Source organism: Novispirillum itersonii subsp. itersonii ATCC 12639 (assembly GCF_000381985.1).
In the GTDB taxonomy this organism is placed as follows: domain Bacteria; phylum Pseudomonadota; class Alphaproteobacteria; order Rhodospirillales; family Rhodospirillaceae; genus Novispirillum; species Novispirillum itersonii.
The window spans coordinates 270,770-286,300 of sequence record NZ_KB907341.1; the positions used below are offsets into that span (position 1 = coordinate 270,770).

Genomic DNA, 15,531 nt, shown 5'->3' on the forward strand with positions numbered 1-15,531 from the left:
ACATTCTTTTGCGCCGCACCCTTTTGCATCACACCGTTTTGCGTCAGACTGTCACCCACCCGTAAGAATAACCGGCAGGCCAGACCGGCAGGATTAAGGGGCCCATGGACGTTCATCACGATTTCACCGGCATCGCCACGGTTGCCCTGGCGGCGATGAGCTGCGGCATTCTGTTTGTCCGCCTGAAGCAACCGGCAATCGTCGGCTATATTCTCGCCGGGGTGCTGCTGGGGCCATCGTTGCTGGGTCTGGTCTCTGACCGCAAAAGTATTTCGCTGCTGGCCGAGCTTGGCGTGATCATGCTGCTGTTCGTGATCGGGCTGGAACTGTCGGTCCAGCGCTTTTCCAAGGTCTGGCGGATTGCCCTGACCACCACCCTGCTGCAGATCGGTGGCAGCGTCGGCCTGATGCTGCTGGTGCGCCAGTGGTTGGGCTGGAGCCCCGGCGCCGCCATTCTGCTGGGCTTTGCCGTCGCCCTGTCTTCCACCGCCGTGGTGATCAAGCTGCTGGAACAGCTGGGGGAAAGCAACAGCCCGGCCGGGCGGATGACCGTTGGCATCCTGATCGCGCAGGATATGGCGGTGGTGCCGATGCTGCTGTCGCTGTCAGCCCTGTCCGGCAAGGGGATGGACCCGCTGGACGGCCTGCGCGTCGCCGGATCGGTGCTGATTCTGGCCGCCGTGGTGTTCCTTCTGCTGAAACGCACGGTGCGCCTGCCGTTCATGCATATGATTTCCACCCATTCCGACCTTGGGCCGCTGGCGGCCTTTGCCGCCTGTTTCGGCGCGGCGACACTGGCCGGTCTGCTGGACCTGTCCCCCGGATACGGGGCCTTTCTGGCAGGAATGGTGCTGGGCAATTCCGGGGACGGCAAACGCCTGCGCCATCACGCCCACCCGATTCAGGCCCTGTTGCTGATGGTGTTTTTCCTGTCCGTCGGCCTGCTGCTGGATCTCAGCTTCCTGTGGAACAACCTTGGCACCGTGCTGCTGATGCTGGCGGCGGTCACCCTGTTCAAGACCGTACTGAACATCGCCGCCCTGCGGATCCAGAGGATCGGCTGGAGTCAGGCCTTTCTGGTCGGGGTGGCGCTGGCCCAGATCGGGGAATTTTCCTTCCTGCTGGCCAGCACCGGCGTTGCCCGCAAGGTGATCACCGGGCACGAAGCCCAGCTGGTGGTGGCGGTGACGGTGATGTCGCTGATGATCAGCCCGCTGTGGCTGGCCAGCGCACGACGGCTGGAAGCCTCCGGCAACGGGTTCTCCACCCTCGGGCAGTTGCTGGGGGCGGTCTATGGGCCGGAAGCCCGCCGGGTTGGCCTGATGTGGGGCGGATCCTGCCGCCTGCTGGTGCGGCTGCGTCAGCGCTGGCGCGGGCCACGGCGGTTCAGCGCCCCGGCAGACGCCGCACCGGAAACACTGGACAGCCGGGCCGGTTCTGACGACAGTGCGGCGCCTTCCCCCCCCTGCTGACACGCCGGAGCGACGGACCCCTGATGCCTGATTTTTCGCTGGAAGATGCCTGCCGGACCACCGCCGCCGGACCCGTGGTGGTCTGCGGGGTCGATGAAGCCGGGCGCGGCCCGCTGGCCGGGCCGGTGGTGGCCGGGGCCGCCATTCTTGATCCCGCCACCCTGCCCGTGGCCCTGCGGGACGGGCTTGATGATTCTAAAAAGCTGTCAGCCAAAAAGCGCGACACCCTGTTTGCGCTGCTGACTGACCCCGGCACCCCCGGCGTTCTGTGGGGGCTGGGCCTTGCCAGCGTCGCCGAAATCGACAGCCTGAACATTCTGCGGGCCACCCATCTGGCCATGCAGCGGGCGGTGGAGGCCCTGCCGGTTGCCCCGGCGCTGGCCCTGATCGACGGCAACCAGATGCCGCGCAGCTTTCCCTGTGCGATGCAGGCGGTGGTGAAAGGCGACGGCATCAGCCTGTCCATCGCCGCCGCATCGGTGATCGCCAAGGTCCACCGCGACCGGCTGATGCTGGATCTGCACGCCGCCTTCCCGGTTTACAACTGGGCAAAAAACATGGGGTACGGCACTGCCGAACACCGGGCCGCCATGCGCAGCCATGGCCTGAGCCCGCATCACCGCCTGAGCTTCGGCGGTCAGCGGGAGCTGTTCTGACACCCCGCCCGCAGCTGTGGCCACAAAGCCGGACCGGCAGAAGCTGCCTTCTGCCGGTCCTGTCTGATCCGGTCTGATACGGTTTTGCCACACGCACTCAGGACAGCCACAGGGGCAGGACAGCCACAGGGGCCGCCGGAACCGGAGCAGGAAAGGCTTAGCGGCAGGACGGCGGCTGATAACCGTTAACCCCGGGGAACGGCCAGTCAGCCAGCAGCGACAGGTCGGGGCGGAAAATCTCGACCTTCAGCGGGTAGCAGGCCGCGACATCGCTGGAATGGGTGGCGCTGCAATCGCCGCCCGGACAGGCCGACAGACCACCCAGCAGGTCGATCTCGGCAAAAAACTCCAGAAAATCCCCCGGCCGCACCGGGCTGGCCTTCATGAAATACTGCTTGGTGTCTTTGGTGAACCCGGTACACATGAAAACGTTCAGCACGTCATGCACATAGGGCTCCGCCTCCCGGAACGGCAGGCCGGTGGTTTCCGCCAGTGCATCCGTCAGGTTGGAATGACAGCAGTGGTCATAGGTGCCCCCCGACAGCAGGCGGTGCGTATAGGGGTCGCAGCGGGTGCCGATCACATCATGCACACCGCCGCCGTCTTCATCAAAGCCATACCAGCCGAGGGTATCATGGGTGATGGTCGCCATCGGGCGCAGGCTGGGCATCGTGCTCCACAGGCGGTCGCCGGTGGTGACGTGGGTGGCGTGCAGGGCCCGGGTCTTGCCGCTGAAAAACCGTTCTGACAGGTTATCGGCATTCCACAGGTTCAGGTCGCCGACCTGCGGCCCTTCGATGCTGACAATCCGGAAGAAGTGGCCCTTCGGGACCCGGAAAGTCCGCCCGCTGCGCGGCGGTACGATCACCTCGTCCGTCTTTTCCAGTGTCGCCCGCACCGTTTCCAGCCGGGCCATATCCGGCTGCGGCAGGGTCCCGTTGGGGTAAACCACCACCGGCTTGACCGCCCGGCGGGCAGCGGCATCGGCGGGCGGGGTCACGCGGGATGAAACCGTCATTCTCTCTCTCCGGGGTTACGTGCAGCTGGGGAGTCTGTCACGGGCGGGGGTCGCTTCCTGCCATCAGCCTGCCTGCACACCCCCCGGCTGACAACCGGGTTTCTTCTTGACCGAAGACCAAGTCAGGCTTAGCCATAGTGTGATGACGATCCCCCCTTTGACCCACCTGCGTGCCTTTGAGGCTGCCGCCCGCCACGGCAGTTTTCTGCGGGCCGCCGCCGAACTCGGGATGACCCCCGCCGCCGTCAGCCAGCATGTTAAAGCGCTGGAGGCGTGGATGGGGCTTGCCCTTTTCGACCGCCATCCCCGTGGCGTGACCCTGACCGCCGCCGGGCAGGATTTCGGGGCGGCCTGCCAGCGCGGACTGGAGGAAATCGCCCGGGCCGCCGCCCGCCTGACCGGCCGCAGCCGGGGCCGCCGGGTCAGTCTGGCCTGTCAGCCGTCGATCGTCAGCCTGTGGCTGGCGCACCGGCTGCCCCGCTTCCGGGCGGCCAACCCGGATATTCAGGTGTCAATCGTCTATCCGCTGGGGGCCAGAACCCCCGAGGATGCCGGATCAGATCTGCTGATCGGCCACGGCCTGCGCCCGGACCGCCCGGCGGATGCCATCCTCAGCGCCGCCACCCGGCCAATCGCCGCCCCGGCCTATCTGGCCCGCTCCGGCCCCCTTACCACACCGGAAGCGCTGCTGCGGGCAGAGCTGCTGCATGATGCCACCGAAGACGCCTGGCGGGGGTGGTTTGCCGACCACCGTCTGGTGATGCCACAGGGCACCGGGCCCATTTTTGCTGACTTCAGCCTGCTGGTCAGCTCGGTCGTTGCCGGTCTGGGGGTCGGCCTGTGCCCGGTGGCACTGGTGGAAGACCAGCTGCGCAGCGGCGCGCTGTCGGTGGTCTCTGACCATGCCAGTGATACCGCCAAAGACTACTGGCTGATCAGCCGCCCCCGCCCCTCGCCGGAAGCCGAGCTGATGCGACGATGGCTGATGGACGAAGCCGGACGGTAACGCCGCACCCTTTATCCCCCTGCCCCTTCAGACAAAAAAGAACCCCGGAAGTTGCCTTCCGGGGTCAGTCTGTGCTTGAGCAAAGAAATCATACACTGTTGAAAGCAGCGGAAAACCTTACCGCTTGATGTTCACCAGCTCTTCCAGCATCTGGTCAGAGGTGGTGATGATCTTCGCCGCCGCCGAATAGGCGCGCTGGGTGGTGATCATGTTGGTGAACTCTTCCCCCAGATCGACGGTGGAGCTTTCCAGCGAGCCACCGGCAATCTTGCCGGACCCGCCGGAGCCCGCTTCACGCACGGTCGGCAGGCCGGACAGGCTGGTCTGGTTGAAGACGTTGCCGGTCGAGGACGACATGCCGTTCGGGTTCACGAAGGTGGCAACCGGGATCATGAAGATCGGGGTGGTCACACCGTTGTCGAAGCGGGCGATGACGATACCGTCTTCCCCGATGGTGACACCGGCGAAGTTACCGAACTTGTTCCCGTTCTGGGTCAGGCTGGTCAGCTGGTAATCACCGGCCTTCTGCTGCATCCCGCCGGCGGTGGAGTTGTAGTTGCCGAGGAACAGGCTGATCGCCGGGCTGCCGCCGGAGGTGACGGTCGAGCCATCCATGTTCAGCGCACCGTTCGACCAGCCGATCCGGACCCGCAGGCGCGGATCGTTGGCCGAGGTCTCATCGTAGCCATGGATCTTATCGATGGTACCGTCACCGTTGAACTTCAGGGTGTTGTTGCCGGTAGCGCTGGTACGGTTCCAGGCGACGTTGCTCGACAGCGGCGGCACCGTGTAGATGGCGTTCTGCTGCACCGACTTGGCACCGTTGACATTGGTCAGGCCGGAGGCGTTGACCTGAATCCCCTGGCTGCTGTTGGACGAGAACTGGCGGAACCAGATCGCGTTTTCACCGGCAACACGGCCACCCAGGTTGGACGGCGGGCTCGGCGGCAGACCATAACCGCCGTTGATCGACTCAAAGGCGAAGGCGGTGTTGATCTGCGCCCCCAGCTGATCCAGAACCTGGCTCAGCGACTTGGCGGTGACGTTGATGTTAAAGACGCGGGCGCCGGGGGTGTTGGTGCCGTTGTCGTTGATGGTGGCATCAGTCGCCGGGGCGCCGAAGGTGGTGCCGGTGACAGCCGTCAGCGGCAGCGAGCTCTGGATGGTCGCGCCGCTGGCCTTCACCCAGTTGCCTGCACCGAGGCGGGTATCGAAGTAGGACTCAGCGGTCTGCGAGACACGGCTGGCAAGGTCAGCGGCAGTGGTGACGCCGGTGATGTCGATTTCGGTGGTGTTGGAGGCTGCGCCCGACACCAGCGTAAAGGTCACCCCGCCGATCACCACGGTATCACCGGCCGCACCGGTGCTGCCGACGGTGCTGGCGTTGGTGCCGCCGTTCTGCAGGAAGTTGTTGTTGCTGTCGTCGGTATTGACGAAGTTAAAGGTATAAGACTGGCCACCGAGGGTCAGGGACATGTTGGTCCCGGCCTGCGGCACGCTGTTGAAATCCAGACGACCGGCGGCGAAAGAGGTCTGCCGGGCCGAGGTCTGATCATCCAGCGCCACATAGGTGGAGCCTGCCGGGGGCATCACTTCGTAATCCCACGAGTTGGCAGCGCGCTTCGACCACGTGTAGTTCAGGTTATGGGCGTTGCCAAGGCTGTCATAAATCAGCGCGTTGGTCTTTTCCGTCGCCCCGACCAGCGCACCGGACGGCAGGTTGGCGGCGATGCCCAGCGTGGAGGTGGCGCGCGCGGTACCGCCGATGTTGGTCAGGTTGAGCGGCTGCAGGTTGATGCTGTCAACCGCATTGTCGTTCATGTAATAGGTTTCACCCGCCGCATTCTTATATGACTTCATATAGATGCTGCCGTCTTTGGTGACGGTGGAGGCGGTGGCGGTGCCATCCCAGTTATCCAGCGGCCACCCCTGCAGGTAAGAGCCCCCGACGTTCTGCAGATAGCCGTCCTTATCAACCTTGAAGGACCCGGCGCGGGAATAGGCATAGCCAACCGGGCTGGTTGCCTGTTCCGACACGATGAAGAACCCGCTGCCGGAAATGCCGACGTCGGTGGACGATGTGGTGGCCTGCAACAGACCCTGCACGTCAACCCCGGCCCGCGGGCGGGACTGCACACCGCCGGCGCTGTAGGCGGTGGACGACACCTGCTTGGTCACCAGGGTCTGGAAGTTAACCTTCGACCCCTTGTACCCGATGGTGTTGACGTTGGTCACGTTATCGGAAATGGCCCCCATGGCGCTGGACTGCGCGGCAAGACCGGAAACGCCAGCAAACAAGGCTCCGTAAAGCGACATCGTGTGACTCCTTGCTCAAGGAATTCTTTGGTTTTGCGGCTGCGTCTGACCCGTTGGGGGCCGGTTTCTCCGGGGACGCCTGTCTTCTGCAGATACCGCAGCTTATTATCGTTTTAATCGATTATCCCGCCGGGGGGGGCCTCAGGTGGCGCCGACGACGGTGGAAACAGCAGACTCAGCCTTGCCCATCTGCAGGGTGGCGATACCGTTGCGGGTCACCACACCGGTCACCTTGCCGAAGGTGGTCAGGACACTGGGGGTAACCGTCTGGGTGCCGAGCTTGCCGGACACCGCCACCGAATAGGCGCCGTCGGGCAGCTGGTTCCCGGCATCATCCTTGCCGTCCCAGGTGACATTGGCCTCGCCCTTGGTGGTCGCGCCGTCAATGGTGCGGACGGTATTGCCAGCGGCATTCTTGATGACAATGGTGGTCTTGTCGGTACGGTCCGGCATGGTGTAGCGGAAGGTCGCAACCTTATCCTGCAACGCCAGCGTATTGGTCTTGGTCTCAACCGTCTTGCCCAGATACTGGATCGCCGAATTGGCGAGGGTCTGGGTGTTGGCCGCCACACTGTCAGAGGCCGACAGGATCTTCGACATCGGCGCGGCCAGCTTGTCCATGATCAGGTTGACCTCACCATCCTTATTGGTCACGCCGGTGACGCGGCCGAAGGCGGTGGTGTAGGTCTCAATGGTCCCGTTATCACCGATGGCGGTGACCGACAGAGCGTAAGAGCCGTCCGGCAGCTGATTGCCGCTGTCGTCCTTGCCGTCCCAACGGAACTCATGCACGCCCGCAGACGGGTCACCGTCAATACCGCGCACCACCTTGCCGGTGGAGTCCTTAATCAGGATCCCGACGGTTTTAGCGTTGGAGGCAACCCCGTAAGCAAAGCGGGCCGTCCCATCCTGCAGCGGCACCGAGGAGCTTTCCGCCTCGACATACTTGCCGATGTAGTTAACGCCCATCGCCGACAGAGTGTTGTTGTTGGCGGTCAGGATCTTATCGAGTTTTTCGTTCTGGCTGATCTGCTGTTCGACCTGTGCGTACTGCACCAGCTGCTGGGTGAACTGCGAGGAGTCCATCGGCGAGGTCGGGTCCTGATTCTTCAGCTGATTGGTCAGCAGCGTCAGGAAGGTATTGAGGTCTTTCGCCAGCTTGTTACGCGACGTGCTGGAGGTCCCGCCATTGGCATTGGTGACCTGATCGTACAGGGCCTTGTCGTTTGCGGATGCGTTGACTGAAGGCATCGGGCGAATTCCTTAAAGACAGCAGACCTGAAACACCGCCCCACCGGGAAACCCCCATCGGGACGGAAGCCGGAAGGACGTCAGATCTTGACGTCCACCCCACCGCGGGCCGCAGCCTGCATAGATCTTAATGCATCAATCGTGCCAACTTCCGGGGCCAGATCATCTTCCAGCGAATGACCGACCCGGTCATACGGGGTCCCGCCCTGACGGCTGCCCTGACCCTGATCCTGCTGGGCCATCTGCTGCTGGGTGCCGTTGTCCTTCAGCGAGAAGGTGACACTGCCGGGATCAGCCTTCAGACCGGCATCGTTGAGGGCTTTTTCCAGCCCACGCGCGTCGGTCTTCATCATTTCCAGCGCTTCAGAGGTCTCGGCGACCACCTGCGCGTTGACTTTGCCCTCGCGGATGTCGAGTTTGACCTCGACCTTGCCGAGGTTATCGGGCCGCAGAGCAATCTTGATGGTCTCGCCCTTGGTGGCATCCTGTTGAATCCGCACGCGGATCTGTTCCACCGGGTCCGGCTCTTCCGCCTGCTGCGCCCGGGCGGCGGCCTTGGCCTGCTGGGCTTTGCCCGCATGCTGGGCCTGCTGCTGGGCCGTCGCCGACCCTGCCGAAGCCGGGGCGGAGGAAGAAGAGGTCTGCGAGGTGCCGGAGGTGGCCTTTACCCCCTCAACGCCATCAACACCACCCGACGCAGCGGCCGAGGATGTCGCGGCAGAATTTGCCGCCCCCCCGGGGGCCATTGCCGCCGCCACCGCCCCCAGCCCGGTCAGGGGCTGCGGCTGGGTTGCATCGGCGACCTGCCCGGCAGCAGACGCACCGCCGGACGGGGCCTGGGCCGAGGCTTTGGCCAGATCATACCAGGCCGACGGAGCCGGGGCGTCATCCGCCGGGGCGGCCTGCTGCGACACAGCCTGCTGCAACGGGGCCGCGACCTGCACCTGCACCGACGCCTGACGGTCATCACCGATCGCCTTCGCCAGCCCCTTCGACTGGGCGGCATTGACCGTGGTCAGCGGCCCTTCAGATGCCTTGGCAGTATCAGCGGCCGCATCGGCATTAGTTGCCGCCTGCACCTCAGCCGAGGCAGTTTTTGCCGCCTTGGCCTGATGCTCGGCAAGGTGCGGACGGTTGCCGGTCTGATCCCGCTGCCCGGCCCCCTGATCCGTCAGATCGGACTGGGCCTGCTGGCCATCAGCGGCCCCCTGCACCGCCTGCGCGGTCTGGGTCTGCACGTCGTCCCGCTGGACCCGGCCCTGCTGGGTCGCCCCCTGCTGGGCCTGCCCTGCCGGGCGGGCATCCTGTGCCACCGTCTGGCTCTGGGCCTGCGCCGCCGCCGCGACCTCAATCTGCTCCGGCTGGGCTGCCGCAGCATCAGCCGCTGCCGCAGCGGCGTCAGCATCGGTCACCACCGGGGCGGCGACAGCCACCTGCGCCACAGCCTGCGCCACGGCGGCATCAGCCGCAGACGGATCGGTTTTCTGTGTGGTATCAACAGCATCAGAAGCTGCGGCAGCCTTGTCATCCTCTGCCGCACGGGCGTCGGAACGGTCAGCCTTTTCCCCACTCCGCGATGCCGGTTCCGCCCGCTCCGGACGGTCCCGCTCCGGGCGGGGACGGGTCGGTTCAGGCGCCTTCGTGTCCTGCCGGTTGGCAGCCGTAGCATTCAGGGTCTTGATCAGGGCCACCCCGGCACTGTCAGAGGTCGAGGTCCCGACCTGCGAGGCCATCTGTGACAGCAGGGCAGAAAAGTCTGTGACCGCTCCGTCAGAAGCCTGTGCATCAGTGGATGCATCCGTCGGCTGGATGCCGGGGATAACCTGCTGCCCCCGCTGGATGCCACGAATAGTCATGGTCGTATCCTCGCTGTCTGCTTCGGCGGCGACCGGCCTTCCGGTGCCACGGATAAAAGAATTGCCGGTGGTTTATGCAAACACCGGGCCACAACCGCCGACACCCGGCCCCGCCACTCTGACTGCTCAGGGCCCGCACCGTGTATCGCCGGGGCGGGCGGATGGTTCTGGCATGATCTCGGCACCGGCACCGAAAACAGACGATCAATGCCCGCCTGTACGTTTCGCAGAAAGGAAACCCGCCGCCCCTGCCGCAATCCCTTGCCACCGGGCGCGAATACACGGATCTCATTCAGGATTTTCCCGCTCCCCGCCAGTATCAGCACATATTAATTTCCGGCAGCATGTATCCGCGTCTACCAAGGAAAGAAAAGACAGGGCACCCGCCCGCAAACCGGCCTGCTGTGCGGGTTTGCGGGCGTCTGTCAAGCTAATAAAGCTGATGTGAAAATGGCGGAAACGCTTGCTTTAGCGAGGGAAGCGGAAGAAACTGCGCCCGCACCGGGGATTTGGGGCACGCAGGACAGGATGCTGCGGACGGGGCTGCTGGGCAGCCACTGGCCGCAAAGGGGACGTCAGCCTGCTGGACCGTTTCCGGGTTTCAGATTTTTCTTTTTCCATTTGGTTGATGAACCTAAGGAGACCCTGAGCATGAACAAGAGCGATCTGGTCGATGCCGTCGCTGCCGAGTCCGGCCTGACCAAGGCGGATGCCGCCAAGGCCGTTGACGCGGTGTTCAACGCTGTGACCGACGCCCTGAAGAAGGGCGACGAAGTGCGTCTGGTCGGCTTCGGCACCTTCGCTGTGTCCGAGCGCGCTGCCCGTACCGGCAAGAACCCGCGCACCGGCGAGCCGCTGGAAATCGCTGCCTCCAAGCAGCCGAAGTTCAAGCCCGGCAAGGCCCTGAAGGACGCTGTCGGCTGATACCGGATCTGCTTTTGATCCGGTAAACCTTACGCGCCTCACGCAGAAAAGCCCTCCTCCGGCACCCGGAGGAGGGCTTTTTGCTTGTTTGCGGGCCCCTAAGACATCAGCCAGTGACGATCACCGGCATCGCCTCGCCCGGAATGGTCAGCAACCGCACCGGACAGTCATAAACCGCCGACAGCGTCTCGGCTGTTGCCGTCACCGCCACCGGGCCTTCTGCCGCCACCCGCCCCTGCCGCAGCAGCACCAACCGGTCGGCATAGCGCAGGGCCAGCGCCAGATCGTGCAGAATCACCGCCACCGCCGCACCGTCATCAGCCATCCGCCGGGCCAGTCGCATACACTGGTGCTGGTGGGCCGGGTCCAGCGCCGCCGTCGGCTCGTCGAGCAGCAGCACACGCTGACCGTCAGGGGCGCCATCCAGCTGGGCCAGCGCCCGGGCCAGATGGACCCGCTGTTTTTCCCCCCCCGACAGGCCGGGATAGGGCCGCTGCGCCAGCGCCGTCAGATCCGTCGCCGTCAGGGCATCGGCCACCACGGCGGCATCCCGCGCTGCCCACGACCGTTTCCGGTGCGGGGCGCGGCCCATCGCCACCACCTCTTCCACCGTAAAGGGAAAGGCCAGCGCCCCGGCCTGCGGCACCACCGCCCGGCGGCAGGCCAGATCCTGCGCCGACCAGTCGGTCAGGGGGCGGTCATTCAGCCACACCTGCCCGGCATCGGGCCGCAGATCGCCGCTCAGCACTTTCAGGGCCGTGGTTTTTCCCGCGCCGTTTGGCCCCAGCACCACTGTCACGGCCCCGTCCGGTACCGTCCAGTGATGATCCTCAATCAGCGCCCGTCCGCCCCGGCGCACGGTCACCCCCTGTACTGTCAGCATAATTGCCCCCTGCTATACCGCACTGGCAGCGCGGACGCGCAGCAGCATGATCAGAAAGAACGGACCGCCGATCCCGGCCATCACCAGCCCGACCGGCATTTCCGCCGGGACGGCGATGGTGCGGGCGATCAGGTCTGATCCGGTCAGCAGCATCGCCCCCATGCAGGCCGAACCGGGCAGCACCCGGCGATGATCCGGTCCGGTCATCAGCCGCACCAGATGCGGTGCCACCAGCCCGACAAAGGCAATGGTGCCCGCCACCGCCACCCCGGCACCGACCCCCAGCGCCACCAGCACGATGCACAGGCGCTTCAGGGCCTCGACCCGCACCCCAAGGTGATAGGCCTCCGCCTCGCCCAGCAGCAGCAGGTTCAGGGACCGGGCGGTGAACAGCACCCCGCCCAGCGCCAGCACCATCAGCATTGCCGCCGGAATCAGCGTGCCGGGGGTCAGCCCCCCCAGTCCACCCATGGTCCAGAACGTCAGCTGCCGCATCTGGGCATCATCGGCCAGATAGACGAACAGGCCGATCACCGCCCCGCCCAGCGCATTCAGCGCGATCCCGGCCAGCAGCATCAGCGACAGCGACGGCTGGCCGTCACGGACAGAAAACGCATAAACCAACGCCGTGACCGACAACCCACCCAGAAAAGCCGCCACCGGCAGCAGCAGCCCGGCGGGCAAAAAAACCGCCACCGGCAGACTGCCGCCCAGCACAATCGCCCCGGCGGCGGCAACCGCCGCCCCGGACGACACCCCGATCAGCCCCGGATCCGCCAGCGGATTGCGGAACAGCGCCTGCATCACCGCCCCCATCACCGCCAGCGTGGCCCCGATCAGGGCCGCCATCGCCACCCGGGGCAGACGGATCACCGCCAGAACGGTGGCGGTTGTCTCATCCAGCGGCGCACCGTCCCACAGGCCGGTCCAGCCGAACAGCACCTGCAACACCGCAGCGGCAGGCACCGCCACCGCCCCGGTCATCGCCGCCAGCACCGCGACCCCGGCCACCCCCAGCAGCAGGCCCGGTGTCACCCAGACACGGGGCGATCGCAGCGCCGACAGGCCGCCGCCCCGCCGCCAGCCCAGCAACAGCGCCGTCATGCCGGAATCTCGGCCAGACGGTCCGCCAGATCCCGCGCGGCGGCGGGGGTGCGTGGCCCCAGCCCCTGCAGCAGGCTGGCTTCCACCGTCAGCACCCGGCCCCGGCGCACGGCGGCACTGCCCGCCAGCAGCGGCATGGCCTGCAACCCGGCGATCCCGCCGGTCTGCTTCAGCGCCTGATCAGACACCAGCAGCACATCCGGGTTCAAAGGCAGCAGGGCTTCCGCCGAGACCGGCTTCCAGCCGGTCTGTCCGGCAAAGGCATTGCGGGCCCCGGCCATGCTGATCAACCCGTCAATCGGGGTCTGCCCCCCTGCCGCCATCGGGGTCGAATGCCCGATCAGCAGGAACAGCACGGACCGCCCCCCCGTCCCCGAGCCCGGCAGGGCCAACAGATCTGCCGTCATCCGTGCCGCCAGCGCATCAGCCGCCGCCGTTGCCCCCAGCGCCGCACCGCAGCGGTGGATGGTGGCGATCAGACCGGTGCCATCGACGGCGGGGGGCAACTGTTCCACCCGCACCCCGGCAGCACGCACCTGCGCCAGAACCTCCGGCGGACCGGCATCATGCTGGGCCAGAATCAGATCGGGCCGCAGCGACAGCACACCTTCCGCCGCCAGCTGACGCAGATAGCCGGTGCGTGGCTTGTCCGCCAGTGTCGCCGGTGTGGTGGTGGTGGTATCCACCCCGACAATCCGTGCCGGGCCGATCAGGGCCTCAGCGATTTCGGACACCGGGCCACCCAGTGTGACAACCCGTTGCGGCACGGGCACCGCTGCCCCGGCCCGGGGGGTAAACAGCCCCCCGCCGGTGAAAACGACGCCCCCGGCAGCCAGCAGCCCCAGCAGATGACGGCGGGACAGACCCCGCCCGGCGGACACAGCCATCACCGCCCCCCTTACTCGGCAGCCTGCGCCACGGCGCGGCGCGGCAGGGCATCCAGCAGGGCGCGCCAGTCGTCCCGCTCCGGCTCCCCTTCCCGGCGCTCGCCAAACAGGATGCAGAAGTTGTCACCGTTGGCGTCGTACAGTTCCAGCGAGGTCACATGACCATCGGCATGGGGCTTACGCACGACCCAGGCCGAGGCGATGCCGTCTTCCCGCAGGTGCAGGGTAAAGCCGGGATCCATGATGTTGAACCAGTTATCAATAATACGGACCGTCTGCACCGCCCCGGTATGGATCTGCACATTACCCCGGTTGCCGACAAACACCATGATCGGCACCGCGCCATCCACCGCGCCCTGCACCACCTGCCGCAGGGCATCGGTCTGCACTTCCTCGGCAAATTCCGGGGCCAGACGCAGGGCCTGATGGCGGCCGACCCCGGCCTTTTTGACGATACCGTGGAACTGATGCACATCGGTCATGCCGCGCCACGACGACAGCAGGGTCTCGACATCCACGCTGTCATCGGCAGGGTCACTGGCCCGCGCGGGCACCAGATCGGCAACAAAACCGGGGGTCTGATCCTCAGCCACGTGGGCCGCCGTCAGGGCCTGAAACGCCGCCAGATCGGTGGTGTCACGGGCAAAAATCTTCAGGATGGAATCCCCGTGGGCGTCAAACACCTGAATGCTGTGGCGCGGCCCGGTCTTGGTCTGGGTGGTGACGGCAAAAGCCACCGCCCACTTGCCAAGGAACATCCGCAGGTCGATGGTACGGTTCAGCACCAGCCCCATCGCCGGGGAAATGGTCATGTTGCCAAAGGTGCCGACCTTTTCATGCACCGCCCATTCATTGCGGGTCAGCACCATCACATCGCCGCAGGCGGGCAGGCCTTCCAGCAGCGGCTTCCAGTCGGTGCGCAGGCGGCGCACCGACCCGTCGGCACAGCCACAGGCGACAATGTGCGCTTCCGACACATGGTGCTGGGCGGCAACATCGCGCAGGCGGCCATTGCCGGTTCCCGCAGCAGCGGCAGTCCACAGGGCGGTCAGAGTGGCGGTCAGCGCCGCATCAGGCGCAGCAATAAAAGCAGAGGCAGTCATGGACGTGTCCTGTTCAGAAAGACGGTTTTGATTTGGTTGAACGGTCAGCGCAGGCGGAACTGCACCGGAATCTCCACCCACAGGCTTCCGCGGTCAGAGACGGCAAACTTCCAGCCGGACACCGCCCTGACGGCGGCGGCATCAAGGCTGTCAACCCCGCTGCCGGTCACGATACGGACTGTCCGGGGCACCCCGCCCCCTTCGACCAGAGCCTGCACCACCACCGTCCCTTCCAGACCAAGCTGGACGGCGCGGCGCGGGTATTCCGGCGGCTTCGGGGGTTCGAGATACCGGGCATCCCGGCTGACCGGGATACCCTCCTCACCCCGGAGGAGAGACGGCTCCGGGGTGACTGGAGAGGGAACAGAAGAAGCAGAAGAAACAGTAGAAACAGGGGCTGAGGTTGGGGCTGAGGCCGCCAAAGCCGGGGCCTCTGCCATCGCCGCCGCCGGAGCGGCAGGATGCGGGCGGGGGGCAGGCCGGGGGACCGCCGGTTTCTGCCGCAGGGGCGGCACCAGCGGGGTTGCCTTCACGGCAGCAGGCACCGCAACCGCCGCAGGGGCTGCTGCCGCCACCGATGACAGAACCGGCGGCGCGGGGTCAACGGACGGGACCACCACCGACTCCGGCTCGGCAGGCATCGGGGGCACAGGGTCCACCGGGGCCGCCACAGAAGGCGTAACCGGGGTCGGGATGGGGGCTGGAACTGGGGCGGGCTGCTCCCACGTCAGGGTCAGCACCGGGGCTGCCGAGGTCGGGGCCGCTGCATCCGGCTGGGCCGGAAACGGATCCCGCAGCAGCAGAACCGCCGCCCCGGCATGAACCAGAACCGACAGCAGCGCCGTCGCTGTGGTGATCCGTGGATTGCGGCCTCGCGCCTCGCCCGGAAGCGGGCAGGTCAGCGGCGGCAGCCCCGCCCCGGACCCAAACAGCGGACCGGACGCCGCCGCGCCATAAAATCCCTGTGCTGTCGCCATGGCCTGTGCCACTGCCATTCTCCCCGCAGGTGATCCGCCCCGGCAACGGGGCAGACGGATGAACCCTCAGGCGCCCTG

13 protein-coding genes are annotated in these 15,531 nt (G+C 66.0%); 4 read left to right on the forward strand and 9 right to left on the reverse strand.

What is annotated here, in order from left to right; genetic code table 11:
* The first annotated feature begins 104 nt into the window (after positions 1–104).
* A complete protein-coding gene (locus G365_RS0109965) occupies positions 105–1,472 on the forward strand; it encodes a cation:proton antiporter (RefSeq protein ID WP_019645379.1) in 1,368 nt (455 codons plus the stop codon).
* A gap of 23 nt (positions 1,473–1,495) precedes the next feature.
* Positions 1,496–2,128: a ribonuclease HII gene (locus G365_RS0109970; RefSeq protein WP_019645380.1), complete on the forward strand. Its 633-nt coding sequence runs from the start codon at positions 1,496–1,498 to the stop codon at positions 2,126–2,128.
* A 157-nt stretch (positions 2,129–2,285) separates the two neighbouring features.
* Here G365_RS0109970 and G365_RS0109975 read toward each other — a convergent pair whose 3' ends face one another.
* Positions 2,286–3,146: an urea carboxylase-associated family protein gene (locus tag G365_RS0109975; RefSeq protein ID WP_019645381.1), complete on the reverse strand. Its 861-nt coding sequence runs from the start codon at positions 3,144–3,146 to the stop codon at positions 2,286–2,288.
* 106 nt (positions 3,147–3,252) lie between these two features.
* Between G365_RS0109975 and G365_RS0109980 the strand changes: the two genes are divergently transcribed.
* On the forward strand, positions 3,253–4,152 hold the full coding sequence (locus G365_RS0109980) for a LysR family transcriptional regulator (protein WP_211217677.1): 900 nt from the start codon (positions 3,253–3,255) through the stop codon (positions 4,150–4,152).
* Positions 4,153–4,269: 117 nt separating this feature from the next.
* On the opposite strand, the gene G365_RS22900 is transcribed toward G365_RS0109980, so the two are convergent.
* The 3 genes from G365_RS22900 to G365_RS0109995 form a co-directional block, all read right to left on the reverse strand.
* Positions 4,270–6,468: a flagellar hook-basal body complex protein gene (locus G365_RS22900; protein ID WP_019645383.1), complete on the reverse strand. Its 2,199-nt coding sequence runs from the start codon at positions 6,466–6,468 to the stop codon at positions 4,270–4,272.
* 141 nt (positions 6,469–6,609) lie between these two features.
* Positions 6,610–7,719 carry a FlgD immunoglobulin-like domain containing protein gene (locus tag G365_RS22905; protein WP_019645384.1) on the reverse strand — a complete coding sequence of 370 codons (1,110 nt, stop codon included), beginning with the start codon at positions 7,717–7,719 and terminating at the stop codon, positions 6,610–6,612.
* An 80-nt stretch (positions 7,720–7,799) separates the two neighbouring features.
* Positions 7,800–9,575: a flagellar hook-length control protein FliK gene (locus G365_RS0109995; protein ID WP_019645385.1), complete on the reverse strand. Its 1,776-nt coding sequence runs from the start codon at positions 9,573–9,575 to the stop codon at positions 7,800–7,802.
* A gap of 651 nt (positions 9,576–10,226) precedes the next feature.
* Here G365_RS0109995 and G365_RS0110000 point away from each other — a divergent pair.
* The gene (locus G365_RS0110000; protein ID WP_019645386.1) at positions 10,227–10,499 is read left to right on the forward strand and encodes an HU family DNA-binding protein; all 273 of its coding nucleotides are present in this window, start codon (positions 10,227–10,229) and stop codon (positions 10,497–10,499) included.
* A 106-nt stretch (positions 10,500–10,605) separates the two neighbouring features.
* Here the strand turns inward: G365_RS0110000 and G365_RS0110005 are convergent, their stop codons facing one another.
* From G365_RS0110005 to G365_RS0110025, 5 genes are read right to left on the reverse strand one after another with little or no spacing between them, the layout of a single operon-like run.
* Entirely contained in the window at positions 10,606–11,382 is a 777-nt protein-coding gene (locus G365_RS0110005; RefSeq protein ID WP_019645387.1) for a heme ABC transporter ATP-binding protein, read from the reverse strand.
* Between the two features lie 12 nt (positions 11,383–11,394).
* The gene (locus G365_RS0110010; RefSeq protein ID WP_019645388.1) at positions 11,395–12,486 is read right to left on the reverse strand and encodes a FecCD family ABC transporter permease; all 1,092 of its coding nucleotides are present in this window, start codon (positions 12,484–12,486) and stop codon (positions 11,395–11,397) included.
* Positions 12,483–13,373 (reverse strand): heme/hemin ABC transporter substrate-binding protein, encoded by an 891-nt coding sequence (locus G365_RS21060; RefSeq protein WP_019645389.1) that lies wholly within the window; start codon positions 13,371–13,373, stop codon positions 12,483–12,485. The genes G365_RS0110010 and G365_RS21060 overlap by 4 nt, the downstream gene beginning before the upstream one ends.
* 11 nt (positions 13,374–13,384) lie before the next feature.
* Positions 13,385–14,476 (reverse strand): hemin-degrading factor, encoded by a 1,092-nt coding sequence (locus G365_RS0110020; protein ID WP_019645390.1) that lies wholly within the window; start codon positions 14,474–14,476, stop codon positions 13,385–13,387.
* 44 nt (positions 14,477–14,520) lie between these two features.
* Complete coding sequence (locus G365_RS0110025; RefSeq protein ID WP_019645391.1) at positions 14,521–15,471, reverse strand: energy transducer TonB; 951 nt, start codon at positions 15,469–15,471, stop codon at positions 14,521–14,523.
* Between the last annotated feature and the right edge of the window lie 60 nt (positions 15,472–15,531).